The 13,450-nt window shown below is 45.1% G+C and carries 11 protein-coding genes; 4 read left to right on the top strand and 7 right to left on the bottom strand.

Going from position 1 to position 13,450, the window contains the following annotated elements:
* From G6047_RS07035 to G6047_RS07025, 3 genes are all read right to left on the bottom strand, one after another.
* Positions 1 to 1,805 (bottom strand): lamin tail domain-containing protein (locus tag G6047_RS07035; protein ID WP_169526778.1); only part of this gene is annotated, 1,805 nt, incomplete at its 3' end.
* 144 nt (positions 1,806 to 1,949) lie between these two features.
* Positions 1,950 to 4,760 (bottom strand): T9SS type B sorting domain-containing protein, encoded by a 2,811-nt coding sequence (locus G6047_RS07030; protein WP_169526777.1) that lies wholly within the window; start codon positions 4,758 to 4,760, stop codon positions 1,950 to 1,952.
* 95 nt (positions 4,761 to 4,855) lie between these two features.
* Positions 4,856 to 5,428, bottom strand: a complete 573-nt coding sequence (locus tag G6047_RS07025; protein WP_169526776.1) for a DUF3109 family protein — start codon at positions 5,426 to 5,428, stop codon at positions 4,856 to 4,858.
* A gap of 113 nt (positions 5,429 to 5,541) precedes the next feature.
* Between G6047_RS07025 and G6047_RS07020 the strand changes: the two genes are divergently transcribed.
* Genes G6047_RS07020 through G6047_RS07010 form a run of 3 tightly spaced genes read left to right on the top strand, consistent with a single transcriptional unit; the run spans position 5,542 to position 6,961 of the window.
* Positions 5,542 to 6,114, top strand: coding sequence for a MarC family protein (locus G6047_RS07020; protein WP_169526775.1), 573 nt, complete (start codon positions 5,542 to 5,544; stop codon positions 6,112 to 6,114).
* Positions 6,115 to 6,158: 44 nt separating this feature from the next.
* Positions 6,159 to 6,359 (top strand): hypothetical protein, encoded by a 201-nt coding sequence (locus G6047_RS07015; RefSeq protein ID WP_169526774.1) that lies wholly within the window; start codon positions 6,159 to 6,161, stop codon positions 6,357 to 6,359.
* The gene (locus G6047_RS07010) at positions 6,359 to 6,961 is read left to right on the top strand and encodes an FAD-dependent oxidoreductase (protein WP_169526773.1); all 603 of its coding nucleotides are present in this window, start codon (positions 6,359 to 6,361) and stop codon (positions 6,959 to 6,961) included. The genes G6047_RS07015 and G6047_RS07010 overlap by 1 nt, the downstream gene beginning before the upstream one ends.
* A 5-nt stretch (positions 6,962 to 6,966) precedes the next feature.
* Here the strand turns inward: G6047_RS07010 and G6047_RS07005 are convergent, their stop codons facing one another.
* The 3 genes from G6047_RS07005 to G6047_RS06995 are packed head-to-tail and all read right to left on the bottom strand — an operon-like array spanning position 6,967 to position 9,554.
* Positions 6,967 to 8,538: a S41 family peptidase gene (locus tag G6047_RS07005; protein WP_169526772.1), complete on the bottom strand. Its 1,572-nt coding sequence runs from the start codon at positions 8,536 to 8,538 to the stop codon at positions 6,967 to 6,969.
* The gene (locus G6047_RS07000; RefSeq protein WP_169526771.1) at positions 8,535 to 8,966 is read right to left on the bottom strand and encodes a deoxycytidylate deaminase; all 432 of its coding nucleotides are present in this window, start codon (positions 8,964 to 8,966) and stop codon (positions 8,535 to 8,537) included. Before G6047_RS07000 ends, G6047_RS07005 begins: the two co-directional genes overlap by 4 nt.
* Positions 8,967 to 9,554, bottom strand: coding sequence for a HupE/UreJ family protein (locus tag G6047_RS06995; protein ID WP_169526770.1), 588 nt, complete (start codon positions 9,552 to 9,554; stop codon positions 8,967 to 8,969).
* Between the two features lie 166 nt (positions 9,555 to 9,720).
* On the opposite strand from G6047_RS06995, the gene G6047_RS06990 reads away from it, so the two are divergent.
* Positions 9,721 to 10,152 (top strand): tellurite resistance TerB family protein, encoded by a 432-nt coding sequence (locus G6047_RS06990; RefSeq protein ID WP_169526769.1) that lies wholly within the window; start codon positions 9,721 to 9,723, stop codon positions 10,150 to 10,152.
* Between the two features lie 104 nt (positions 10,153 to 10,256).
* Here the strand turns inward: G6047_RS06990 and G6047_RS06985 are convergent, their stop codons facing one another.
* Positions 10,257 to 13,205 carry a delta-60 repeat domain-containing protein gene (locus G6047_RS06985; RefSeq protein ID WP_169526768.1) on the bottom strand — a complete coding sequence of 983 codons (2,949 nt, stop codon included), beginning with the start codon at positions 13,203 to 13,205 and terminating at the stop codon, positions 10,257 to 10,259.
* Positions 13,206 to 13,450 lie beyond the last annotated feature (245 nt).

Below are 13,450 nucleotides of genomic sequence, written 5' to 3'. Positions count from 1 at the left end.
GGAACGGAGGAACCCGAACAGAATGGCGGAATGGCAGCGAAATCAGGGACGATGGAATTCGTGACCGTAACCGACAATGTCACCGGAGAGGCACATTGGCCAGCGTCAGGCGTGAAGACATAATTGCCGGAAGTGGTGTTGCTGACAGTGGCCGGCGACCAGCTTCCCGTGATTCCATTCGGAGAGATGTTGTTTAAAACCGGCGCAGTACTGCCGTTACACAAGATGAGCGAAGTGGAGAAATCAGCTACCTGTGCCGGTGTGAGTTCCAATTGGGCGGCATTGCTCACAACCGTACTTGTCGTAGAAATCATCTGACAATAAAACTGTCCATTATCCAGAGTTATTCCGGCCGGATTGATAGTCAATGTTGGGGTATTTGCTCCCGAAAAAGGAGCTGCATTGGTGATATTGACCCAATTTCCGGACGCATCTAGTAATTTCCATTGATACGTAAAGCCGGCCGGATTTGGCAATGAGGTTGAAAAAACGACCAATCCGTCGGCACAATCGGAGACGCTTGCGGGTGCGGTCGCTATCTGTGGAATTGCAGATGGAACATTGTGGATTCCAATGTCGCTGCAATCTTCCGTTGTATTCGTATTCCAATCAGCAGAATTGAATACTGGATTCGGGCCAATTGCTGTTACATTCCGGATTACGGAATAACCTACATTTACCGGCGCATGGACATCATCTATTATGGTTGCGCCGTTGTATAATACGAATTCATCATTGGAATTAAAACCGGTCGGGTAATGCATATTTTCTGAAATAGAGCATGGTGTCACTCCATTTCCGATCCCAATAAGGAAAACTTCGCCGGGCATAATTATTCCCGTGAGAATAATGGTGTAAAAAGTCGGCCCACCCACATCTCCATATCTTCTGATTGTATAACCGGACAGGTCTATTGGCGAAGCCGTCCCATTATAAAGTTCAATCACACCTCCGTCACCCGCCTGTGCATCATATAATTCCGAAATATAAAGGTCTGAAGCGTAGTTCTGGACTGCGACAGATTCGATATCAGTAAATGTCTGGGAAGAAAAACCTTCGCACCCGTTGGTGATGACACTTACAGAACCCGTAGTTCCGCCAGTGGGTGCATACGCCTTTATTTCTGTATCGGAAACCACTTCAAAAACAGATGCAATTCCGTTGAACAGCACATCGGTAGTTCCTGCCATAAAACCGCTTCCGCTGATGGTAACCAACGTATGTTCAGGACCTGTCAGCGGAAAAATAGTCGATATGGTCGCCGCTGTACAATTCGATACGACAGACCCGTTAAGCCTGAAATCATCGAGGCGGTACGTTCCGTTCCCGGTTTGTCCGCTTAGTGAAATGACTACCGTTACGGTTCCTGTCAAACCCGTAATGGCGGTAGAAACAGGTAAAGTTCCGGTTGAGGCGCCTGTAGTTCCTGTAGTTCCTGAACCAACCGAAGTTCCATTAACAGTCATGCTCCAGTTCTGTGGCCCGAGGTTACTTCGCAAAGACCAGAAACTGAACGAATCTATAGTTGCCGCAAAGTTGGACGCGACCGAAAAAGTAAGCGTAATTGTGGCGCTTGTCGCGGTTGTAAGACGGATTGCCTCTCCTGTCGAACCTGTATTACTGCTCCATATACCAACCGAATTAGTCCATGATGAACCTGACAAATGCGTATCAAGGACCATCGGATTTACCGTATATGGATGTGTTGAAATGGCGGTGGAACCAAAATCATGAAGATAAATCTGCGCCTGTCCTATTGAGAAGGATAAGAGAACAAAAATGGCGGTTATCCACTTTTGAGACAAAAAAAAATTTTGGAAATTCAAATTCATACGTTGTTATAAACGCTGAAAAAAACAGCACACAAAAATACTTGCACTCAAGTCATTCCACAGAGAACCCAAGTTATTAAATATTTAATAAACAGTAAGTTAAATATATATTTTAGGTTATTGCTGACGAATCAGATACACCCAACCTGTTCGGGCAGAACCTGTTGTCGTGGTCATGTAATAATAATATGTTTCGTCCGGCAATTCAGTACCTGAGTTTGATTGTCCAAACCATTCGTTAGTGTAATTTTTTCGGCTGTATACTTCTGTACCGTATCTATTGAAGATTTTAAGTTCAGATACATTCATGCCGCTTAAATTAAAAGTGTCATTAAGCATGTCGCCGTTCGGGGAAACGCCTTTTGGAATAGTACATGCAGTACCATTTACTGTTACAGATTCTGTCTGGGCACAACCATTTTGGGATGTTACCGTAAGTGTGAATTCCATCGGAGACCCGAAAGAATCGGACAAATCACTTACATCAAGGCTTGAATCATTACCCACTACTGTTCCTGATCCATCGGTCCACACAAAAACATAACCGTCCTGACTTGAAGGACTTTCGGCCTGAACTAAATATTGTCCGCCAACACAACCTTGCGAAGTCTGGATTTCAAACGTTTCCACAGTCACCTGAAGCGTGATCGGAACCGCACATTGATTCGGATCTGGCGTAAAAGCATAGCTGCCACTCGATGTATTACTCACAGTCGATGGATTCCAGGTTCCCGTGATGCCGTTTGGTGAAGTCGTCGGCAAAGGCGAAACCTCCGAATCCTGACAAATGGTAAACGCGGTTTCAAAGTCAGGAACGATTCCATCTGTCACAGTAACTTCCAACGTTACTGGCACAGCACATTGGTTTGGGTTTGGAGTAAAGACGTAATTTCCACTAGTCGTATTAGTGATAGTCGATGGATTCCAGGTTCCGACGATTCCGTTCGGGGAGGTCGTATTCAAAGTTGGAGCCGTCGTTCCCTGGCAAATTACCAATGTCGTAGCGAAATCCGGGGTGATGCTGTTCGTCACGGTGACAGCCAAAGTAACAGGCGCGGCACATTGGTTCGGATTCGGGGTGAAGACGTAATTTCCGGAAGTTGTGTTATTGATTATTGACGGATTCCAGGTTCCGACGATTCCATTCGGGGAGGTCGTATTCAAGGCCGGTGCTGTCGAACCCTGGCAAATTACCAATGCCGGAGCGAAATCAGGAGTAATACTGTTTGTCACGGTAACAGCCAGATTTACTGCCGATGCACATTGGTTCGGATTCGGGGTGAAGACGTAATTTCCGGAAGTTGTGTTATTGATTATTGACGGATTCCAGGTTCCGACGATTCCGTTCGGGGAGGTCGTATTCAAAGTTGGAGCCGTCGTTCCCTGGCAAATTACCAATGTCGTAGCGAAATCCGGTGTGATGCTGTTCGTCACGGTGACCGCCAACGTAACAGGCGCGGCACATTGGTTCGGATTCGGGGTGAAGACGTAATTTCCGGAAGTTGTGTTATTGATTATTGACGGATTCCAAGTTCCGACGATTCCATTCGGGGAGGTCGTATTCAAGGCCGGAGCCGTCGTTCCCTGGCACAGCGTAAGTGTCGGTGCAAAGTCCGGGGTGATGCTGTTCGTCACGGTGACCGCCAACGTAACAGGCGCGGCACATTGGTTCGGATTCGGAGTGAATACGTAACTCCCACTAGTTGTATTGTTGATTGCTGATGGATTCCAGGTTCCGACAATTCCATTTGGTGAGGTCGTGTTCAACGCAGGCGCAGTCGTTCCCTGGCACAATGTAAGTGTCGGTGCAAAGTCCGGTGTGATGCTGTTCGTCACGGTAACAGCTAAGGTCACGGACGATGCACATTGGTTCGGATTAGGCGTGAAGACGTAATTTCCGCTTGTTGTATTATTTATAGTCGATGGATTCCATGTTCCGGTGATGCCGTTCGGGGAAGTCGTATTCAGCGTAGGCGCTGTCGAGCCTTGACAGATTGCCAGCGTCGTCGGGAAATTCGGCACGACTCCATTCTGGACGGTGAATGTAACGGTGTCAGATACGGTTCCGCCACAAATATTCGTAGCTGTCAGCGTCAGGGTGATTGTGCCCGTAGCATCAGCTGCGGCGGTGTACGTCGTAGTCAACGAATCCGGGTTTGAAAAAGTCCCTGAAGGAGCAGTCCACAAAACAGAATCATAGCCCTGCGCACTACCCGAAAGTGAAACCGAAGCTCCTGCGCAACCATTGACTGCGTTTCCGGCATCGGCCGTAAATAAAGGAACCGGAGCCGAACAACCGTTGTTTATATATGTCGGTTGGTTGTCGTCTGAAAATAAAACCGTGGCGCCATCTGCAGCCGTCGTGGCACCGCTCGTGTTTACCAAAAGGGCACGGTCATAAGTAACCGTATCAATACAACCCGCTCCAAAAGATATAGTCAGCGTACGCAGACCTGTTCCCGAATTGGCGAAATGCCCGCCGGTTACAGTCGAATTGTTCTGGAAAATGATGTAGATATTTTCAGTTATGGGGCCAAAATCGTTCAGGCTCGTATCGAGCAAATGACTCGTACACAAAATCACCAATGCATTAGCCGGAAGTACGCCATTGACAGGCTCAAGCAATTGACCGCATCCGCCCGCGTCGAGAATATCCGAGTTTATCGTAGCCACTTTTGCTGCCGTGGAAGCATCCTGTATCAATCCCTGGAACGGATTATTCGGCCAGACTACGCCAAGGTTCGAGGTATTCTGATCTGTACTTCCAATCCGGAAACGGACCATTTCGTTTAGCCCTTCTTGTGTCCCGCAGGCATCAACAAGAATACTTTCTATTTGAAAACACTGGGCTCCAGACTTTTGCACACCAAGCACAAAAACAAAAAAGCACACCAAAAAACTCAGACGGGAATATAAAGTACAGGTCATTTACAATCGATTAAAACCGGCGCAAGGTACTATGTCTTTTTAAAACTTAGCCGATTTTTGTTTTACCAAACGATTAACAATACTTGAAATTGAAATTATTTTCCCGATTTGAAGTCTTCGGCCACCTTTTCAAGTTCGGAATACCAGTTTTCACCAAACCGGCGTATCAAAGCTTCTTTCACGAATTTGTAAACCGGAACTTCGAGTTCTTTTCCCAGTGAACAAGCCGGATCGCAGATTTCCCATTCGTCGTAATTGACGGCTGCGAATTCAGAAAAATCTTTTACGCGTATTGGATACAGGTGACATGAAACCGGCTTTTTCCAACTTACTTCGCCTTGGCTATAGGCTTGTTCGATGCCGCAAAGAGCCGTTTTTCCGTCAAAAATCACGTAAGCGCAGTCTTTGTTGTCGATGAGCGGCGTTTCCAACGTTCCGTCTGTTCCAATGACCCACGTTCCCTGCTCTTCAATGGCTGCAATTCCTTCCGGTCGTAAAAAAGGTTTTACCTTTTGGTAGATTTCTTCAAGGATGGTTGTTTCTGATTCGAGCAAAGGCGCACCTGCATCTCCGTCAACACAACAAGCGCCATGACAGGCCGTGAGATTACAGACGAATTCGTTTTTGAGGATTTCTTCGGATACTATGGTTTTACCAAGTTGGAACATACGGCAAAGGTACTTTAAATAGCAGAAAATAGGTTCTGAAAAATTAACGGCTTGTTAAGTTTAATTCCTTTAGGTAAGCCGTACTTTTGCACGCTCAATAAAAGACAGAAACAATGTTGGATTTCAAGGAAATATTAACCGTAACCATGGTGCTTTTTGCAGTAATCGATATTGTCGGGACCATTCCAATTATCGTTGATCTGCGCAGTAAATTCGGGCAGATCGAATCGGAAAAAGCATCTCTCGTTGCCTGCGCCATCATGATTGTATTCCTGTATGCGGGCGACCAGCTTTTGAAACTTATCGGGATAGATGTGAGTTCGTTTGCCGTTGCCGGATCTTTGATTTTGTTTTTCATCGCGTTGGAAATGATCCTCGGAATAAAACTGTATCGCGACACCGAACCTTCGTCCGCATCTATCGTCCCACTTGCTTTTCCGCTTATTGCCGGCGCCGGAACCGTTACTACGTTGATTTCATTAAGATCTCAATATCAGTCGAATAACATTCTTGTAGCCATAATCCTCAATGTAATACTTGTATACGGTGTGTTGAAATTGTCGGGTAAAATTGAGCGCGCGCTGGGTGAAAGTGGGCTTAACGTGATCCGGAAAGTATTCGGCGTGATACTGCTTGCCATCGCTGTTAAATTATTTGCAGCAAACGTTAAAGGCCTGTTCGTTTAAATGCATATTTGGGTATTTTTGCCCTAAAATATTTCATCCCAATAATGAAAATATTCACTTCCATTCTGGTCGTAATGACCGTCGCTTTAATAATCTTCAACGTTACTTTGCTCGATTACAATAATTTATTCGAAGGAGACAGCCTTGTAGGACTTATTGGTATCGTAGCTGCTTTTTGTGCGTTATGCATCCTGATTATTTTCCGGATGTCAAAGCTCATCGAACATAAAACCCGTAACCACTAATGTTCGACATACTCGTAATTGGCGGTGGCGTTGCCGGCGTTTCGTGTGCCATGATTCTTGGATCGGCACATAGCAAACCGTATATGTCGGGCAGACGGATTGGTATCATCGCCCACCAGAAATCCTCCAACCTTCAGGAAGCACTTTTCAATAATGCCTATGGAATCAAAGCCGGAACCTGGGGAAGCGATTTGCTCGAATCTACGCTGGAACAAGTCCGGACGACGTATCCGTCAGTTGAAATCATAGAAGGGGAAAAAGTGTTGCGCGTGGACGGATCCTACCCGAATTTCACCGTAACCACCAACAAAGCCGAATATCAGGCAGCGAACATTGTTGTCGCCATCGGATTCAGCAATACGTTTGCGATCGAAGGTTTGACAGATTACATCGAACCACATAAAAAGGCGATTCCGGAAAAACATCGCATACAGCTTAAAAACGAAGACCATAAAGTGGCCGATGGAATCTACGTCGCCGGAACACTCGCCGGCTGGAGAAGCCAACTGTCAATCGCGGCCGGAAGCGGAGCTGCCGTGGGAACAGATTTGCTGACCTTATTCAACAACGGAATCCAGTCGCAAAGCCACGACAAACGCTAGTTTCCTCAGTTCTTCAAAGCCGCTTTGATCATCGGGTCTGTCTGCAATACAATATCGTAATACCTGTCATCTCCGTATAATTGTCGGGCGAATTCTGCAGTAATATACTTTTTGACCAATGCTTTGTTATTGTCGAATTCAAGGTCAAGGCCGTTCTTCTGTACATAATCGCGGAAATTGTTATAGTACAAATCCGTTTTATCCATTACCTGTAAAAACTGCGGAAATGCCATACCGCGGAATTCATTTCGTCTGCCGTCCAGCTGCTCGAATACAAAATAACTGACGGCTCCTGATTGCATGAGGTAGACGATTCCTTCGCTTCCGTGTTCGACTTCAAGAGGAACGAAAACATCTGGCACGATTCCGCCGCCGCCGTAGACAATTTTGCCTTTCGGAGTTTTGAATTTGAGGCTATCGGCTACGTGGATACTGTCTTTTTCGTATAATTCGCCGCTTTCAAAACGATGGTCGAATTCCTTGAAATATTCCTCGTTTCCGTGATCGTATGGTTTCTGGATTGATCTTCCTGTCGGCGTGTAATACTTGGCAATAGTCAACCGCACCGCAGATCCGTCATCAAAGCCCATTTCACGTTGCACCAACCCTTTCCCGAAAGAACGACGGCCAACGATATTTCCACGGTCGTTATCCTGGATGGCACCTGCAAGGATTTCACTTGCCGAGGCACTGTTTTCATTGACCAGGATTGTCACTTTCCCATTCTCGAAACTGCCGTTTCCGGTTGCGAACGTCTTGTCGATACGGCCTTTTTTGTTTTTTGTAAAGACGATAAGCTGTCCGTCCTTTAATAAATCATCGGCAATTTCCACAGCCATTTCCAGGTAGCCGCCGCCGTTGTCCCGCAGGTCGATGACCATTTCACGCATGCCCGACTGCCTGAGTTTGGCAAAAGCCGATTTGAATTCATCGTATGTCGTTTCGGCAAAACGGTTGATCTTTATATAACCTGTGGTCGCGTTGAGCATTACGGCCACATCTACACTTTTGATCGGGACGGTTCCGCGCTTTACATTGACCTTGAAGGTTTTGTGGTCGCTTTTTCTAAAAACGGTAAGTTCGACATCTGAACCAGGATTTCCCTTTAGGGCAGAAAACAGGCTGTCATTTGGCAATTTGCGCCCGAAAAGCTTTTTGTTCCCGGCATACAAAATACGGTCACCAGGCTGGATTCCGGCTTTGTCCGACGGACCGTTCTTGACCGGCATGATCACGGCCACCGAATCCCGGTACATATAGAAATTGACACCGATTCCAACAAAATCACCTTTCATGGTCTGGGCCGCGACTTCCTGTTCGTCCTTTGGCAAATACACCGAATGCGGATCGAGATTCGACAGAATGTTGTTTACGGTGAGGTCGACAATGGAATCTGTATTGACATTTTCCACGTATTCATGGTCGATAAAATCCAGCAACCGGTCGAGTTTGTTTTTTTGTGCTGCCGTTTTTCCCGAGAAATTATTGCGCCCCAAATTCAGCATTCCGCCAATGAGGATGCCCAATGCCAGCGTGGCAAATAAAAGTATCGGCAGGTATTTGAGGTTTTTGTTCATTGATCCAGATTAGGCAAATGTTCGGTCGCGACGCCGGCTTTCTCCAAGAATTCAATTCCGGATAAATCCTTGTATGATTCCTGATACACCACGCGTTTGATTCCGGCCTGATGGATCAGTTTGCTGCATTCGCGACAAGGCGACAGCGTAATGTAAAGCGTGGCGCCTTCACAGCTTTGGGTAGATGCGGCCACTTTAAGGATAGCGTTGGCTTCGGCGTGCAATACATACCACAAGGTCAACGCATCTGCATCTTCACAATTGTTTTCAAAGCCCGATGGTGTTCCGTTGTATCCGTCGGAAATGATCATTCTGTCCTTGACGATAATTGCCCCGACTTTTTTTCTGTTGCAATACGATAGCTGTCCCCATTCGCGGGCAATGCGGAGGTAAGCGCGATCGTATTTGTATATTTTATTGTATTCCATTTAGTTTTTTATAAGTTCCGATGCCGTATCGGCTAAAATCGGCAATGCAATCCCGATTACCATCGAGGCAGCAACAATATTGAAATCGCGTCTATTGCATTTGAATCCTTTTCTTGAAGCGAATTCCAATGTCAATAATACGGCAACAATTACAAGCTGTGCCAGTTCGATTCCCAACGCAAATGACACTAAGGGAACGACTTTATCCGAAGGGCTTCCCATCAAAATCGCATTGAAATAATTCGAAAACCCAAGGCCGTGGATGAAACCGAAACCTAATGTAATCCAGGATGTCAGTGAATTCGCGGCATCTGAAGGTTTGGCAATCCGGTAAATTGCTGTTGCGATTATCGTAACTGGAATCAGGAATTCCACGAATGAAATCGGTGCCGAAATCAAACCAAAACCCGCGAGCATCAAAGAAACCGAATGTCCTAAAGTAAAGATGGAAACCTGTACGAGCAATTTCTTCCAGTCAGCAAGCGAATATGGCAATGTAAGTGCGATAAGAAAAAGAATATGGTCGTAGCCTCGAACGTCTAAAACATGACGTAAACCGGTTTCGACAAACACCAAAAAATCTGACATCCAACCCTAGAATTTCCGGTGTAAACTTAGTGTTTTTTGAGGTTTGATTCATAGAGCCATGAGATATTTATATTTACTTTTTGACGCTGTATTTTTTGTGTCGCCGGAACGTTGGCTCAACTGGTAAAATACGTGTATATTTGTGCCGATTTTTAAACAAAATACTATGTCAATTTCCGATCTTTTCGACAGCGGATTCCAAAGCAGGAACAAGGGTCACTTTGCTTCTATTGTTCGTGTAGCCATGGAAAACGGCCATTTGAGCGAAGAAGAAAGACTATTTCTTGATAAACTTGCCGTGCAACTCGAAATCAGCAAGGAAGAATTTAATGAGATTCTTGAAAACCCACGTAAATACCCAATCAACCCGCCTCATTTGTACACCCAACGTTTGGAGCGTCTGTATGATTTGTCGCGAATGGTTTACGCCGATCATGTTTTAGGGCCAAAACAAAAAGAAATACTGTCGCGTTTCGCACTCGCTTTAGGCTTTACGCCGGGTAACGTACATTATATCGTAGACAAAGCTTTATCGCTTTTGGTGATGGATGCAGATCTGGATACATTTGTTTATGAAATGCAGCACATGAACAAATAAAAATTGTTCAACACCCATAAAATCAAAAGGTTGCCTCTCATAAAGGCAACCTTTTTCTTTCTAACTAACTAAACAAAATCTAATTTAAAACAACACTCTATTTTCTAAAACAACACTTTTTGGGTTACCTGCTCGCCGTTGTCCATGGTTACGTAAAGCATCAATACTGAATTTCTTTTGTCAAGACTGGTGATTTGTGTTTCCAAAGCCTGGATATTGTTTGAGGCAAACAATTTTTTACCGTTTATGTCGTATACTTCAACCTGTTGCATGCTGCGGGCAGATAATAGTGAAATGGTATTTCCGTTGACCGCTGCGGTTAACATAGAACCCGGATTCAGGCCAACTGGAATTACAATTGAAGCCGTTTTCTTTTGATATACGATTTCAAAACGATCATTGAATTCGCCGATCCCCGATGTAAAGGTGTAGGCGGATTCAGTAAGGTTGTGTATGTAATTCGTGGTTTTATCTCTGAGGAAAATGTACTGATCTCCCAGGAACAAGCCATCTTTTTGGGCAATGCTGATTTGGAAACTTCCTGCAATGGTTGTTTTGTAACCCAAAGACACCTTATCGTTTGCCTTGAATGGCGTCGGACGACCTTGGATGGTGAATTTATCAGTATCGATAAGTGAATACAGGCTCACGTAATTCCCGCTCAGCGCACGTCCATCAAAATTGCGGTCAACGCCGGTCGTAGCACCGTCAATATAACCTACGAGCATTTGATTGAACGCTCCCTGGTCATTTGTCATATTAAGCCAATAGCGAGATGTTTCTGCGGCCGCTGGCATAGCTGTTTCGGTTGATTCCGCCGATGCATTTGCAGAAGTACGGAAGAACTGTGAATTGCTGTTATTTCCTGAGACACGCATAGCATCCCTGAAATACACAAATTGGTTCGTGTTAAGGGCTTCTACAAAGAATCCTTGTCCTGACGCCACTTTTCCATCAAACGTACTCGGGCTGAAACCTCCAGGAGTTACATAACCCAATTGGTTGTAAGTAGCATAGTCGTTACTGGTGTACAAGTAATACTGGCCATTATAGGTAAGCGGTGTATTATGTGTCCAAAGGTATATGGTTCCTCCTATCGAAGTATTTGCCGGATCATTAAGAAAAGCATTTATATCTATGCCACTTGGATAAGGATTCCCGATAAGGTTCCATTTGTTGGTTCCGTAAGCATTGATTGCAGCACTGATCACCCCATTGTTAGGTCTTCCGTTGAACAATGCAGTAAACACAGACGGCGTTGTGATGGAATGTGTTTGAGGCGCACGGATAATATAACCTTTTGCTGCCTGCATGGTTTCTGCACCATTCATGATCACCTGCCAGGCACTTGTTGGGGCATTGAATTTATAATATTTATCTGCCAGCGTATTTGGTGAAACCGTATACAAGCTTATGTTTTGTACAGGCGACGACCAATACGTATAATCATATCGTTTGACAGGTGTCGTATTTCTTTTGGCAAGGAAAACACCTCCGCCAAAATCTGTATAAGTGGCTGTGTTATTTGTCTGGACTAAACTTCCTTTGTCTTCCACTATAAAGTTCCCGCTGTTTACGATGTTTCCATTGACCGTGATCGAAGCGTTGGAAGCTACTACAAGCATAGCCCCTGAATTGATCTGCAAATCACAACATACCAAATGAGTTCCGGATGGAATGGTATAAGTCCCGCTGTAGATAAGCGCCAACTGCGTATTGTTTGTAGGAAGTTCGCCATTTGCCCATCCGGTTCCGTCCTGATATTGTACAGAGGAATCACAGTCACGGGTAATGATACGGGCAGACATCCTACGGTTGATTCCGTTGTACTGAGTAAAGTCACCGCCTACGACGATTTTTCCATCAATCTGCAGCACCATGTCACGAACAACAGATTTACCTTCATAAACCAATGTTCCGCCTGTAAATCCGGTTCCTGTCACAAATGACAAATCACGGGTTCCGTCCTGATAGATACGGGCAATTCCTTTAGGGATATTTTCACCATTGTATTGTGTGAAGTTTCCTCCGATAAGAATTTTACCATCGGGTTGCACACACAAAGAGAAGATGTTATAACCGGCACCGCTTCCTGCATTGGATTCCGCATTGGTCACACCAATGTTTCCAACATTGAAAGCTGTATCCAGGGAACCGTCGGCATTCAAACGCGCAATCGCACGTTTGTTGACACCGTTGAAATTGTCGAACTTACCTCCGACGAAAATCTTCCCATCGACATATTTGATGTCAAACACGGCTGTTCCGCCGGTTGCTCCGTTTCCAGAGGCATTGAAAGTCGTGTCATAAGATCCGTCACTATTCAAGCGAACAATTTTATTTTTTCCGGCATAACCGGTATAACCCGTAAAGAATCCGCCGACGAGAATTTTGTCATCCTGCATGCAAATGGTACGGACTGCATCATTTACGGTTCCGGTTCCGGTGAAAGTCGGATCAGGTGTTCCATCTGCCAACAGACGGATAAGTCTTTTTCCTGTAAGGGCATTGTATTGTGTAAACTGTCCGCCAATCAAAATACGGCCGTCAGTCTGGACATTTATGGCAAGAACCCAGTTGTTGGCTCCTTTAAGCGTGCTCGCCGTGGGGTTGAAAGTCGTATCTACAGATCCGTCTGAATTCAATCTGGCAAAACTCGAATAGCCACCAACCGTAAAGTCTCCGGCAACGAGGATTTTTCCATCCGGAAGAATCTCAGTAGTGTAAAGAAAGCCGGTCGTAAATGCAGGGCTGTTAAAACTCGCATCAAGTGTCCCGTCGGCATTAAGCCTGGCAATGTATTTACGGGCAACGCCATTATAACTCGTAAAACGGCCAACGATAATGATTTTATTCAAATTCGGGCCACTCGTATAAATGCGTGATTTGTAGACAATACATTCCGCATTGGGCTGATAGGCTGCCGGAGGAGGAGTTCCGCCATAAGCTCCAACACCGGTTGGGTTATACGTCAGGTCAAGCTGACCCGGTTGGGCCATAATTGTCGCCATCATAAAGAAGGCTGAGATGAGTAAGAGTAACTTTGTCTTCATAACCAAGCAGGTTTAAGTTTACGTGGTACATTTGGGGAAGACAACATTACGTCAACTAATCGATTAAATACAAATAATATCGATGAAATGCATTAAATAAATATATTTTGTAGGAAAATATAAATAAAAAGTATTTGGTTATCCACAAAAAAGCAATCCAGATTGTTGACAACATTCACTACTTACTGAAAATCAACCCTTCCCGAACTGTAAAAAAAAAGGCTCCAGAAGAAGCCATTTTAATA

The organism is Flavobacterium silvaticum, from assembly GCF_012911565.1.
GTDB lineage: Bacteria > Bacteroidota > Bacteroidia > Flavobacteriales > Flavobacteriaceae > Flavobacterium > Flavobacterium silvaticum.
The sequence above is the reverse complement of the archived record's forward strand: the minus strand, read 5'-3'. Positions and strand labels throughout refer to the sequence as shown.

What these genes read in the sequence shown, in the direction of transcription:
- G6047_RS07030 (WP_169526777.1), bottom strand. Translation starts at nt 4,760, where the DNA reads ATGACCTGTACTTTATATTCCCGTCTGAGTTTTTTGGTGTGCTTTTTT.
- G6047_RS07025 (WP_169526776.1), bottom strand. Translation starts at nt 5,428, where the DNA reads ATGTTCCAACTTGGTAAAACCATAGTATCCGAAGAAATCCTCAAAAAC.
- G6047_RS07020 (WP_169526775.1), top strand. Translation starts at nt 5,542, where the DNA reads ATGTTGGATTTCAAGGAAATATTAACCGTAACCATGGTGCTTTTTGCA.
- G6047_RS07015 (WP_169526774.1), top strand. Translation starts at nt 6,159, where the DNA reads ATGAAAATATTCACTTCCATTCTGGTCGTAATGACCGTCGCTTTAATA.
- G6047_RS07010 (WP_169526773.1), top strand. Translation starts at nt 6,359, where the DNA reads ATGTTCGACATACTCGTAATTGGCGGTGGCGTTGCCGGCGTTTCGTGT.
- G6047_RS07005 (WP_169526772.1), bottom strand. Translation starts at nt 8,538, where the DNA reads ATGAACAAAAACCTCAAATACCTGCCGATACTTTTATTTGCCACGCTG.
- G6047_RS07000 (WP_169526771.1), bottom strand. Translation starts at nt 8,966, where the DNA reads ATGGAATACAATAAAATATACAAATACGATCGCGCTTACCTCCGCATT.
- G6047_RS06995 (WP_169526770.1), bottom strand. Translation starts at nt 9,554, where the DNA reads ATGTCAGATTTTTTGGTGTTTGTCGAAACCGGTTTACGTCATGTTTTA.
- G6047_RS06990 (WP_169526769.1), top strand. Translation starts at nt 9,721, where the DNA reads ATGTCAATTTCCGATCTTTTCGACAGCGGATTCCAAAGCAGGAACAAG.
- G6047_RS06985 (WP_169526768.1), bottom strand. Translation starts at nt 13,205, where the DNA reads ATGAAGACAAAGTTACTCTTACTCATCTCAGCCTTCTTTATGATGGCG.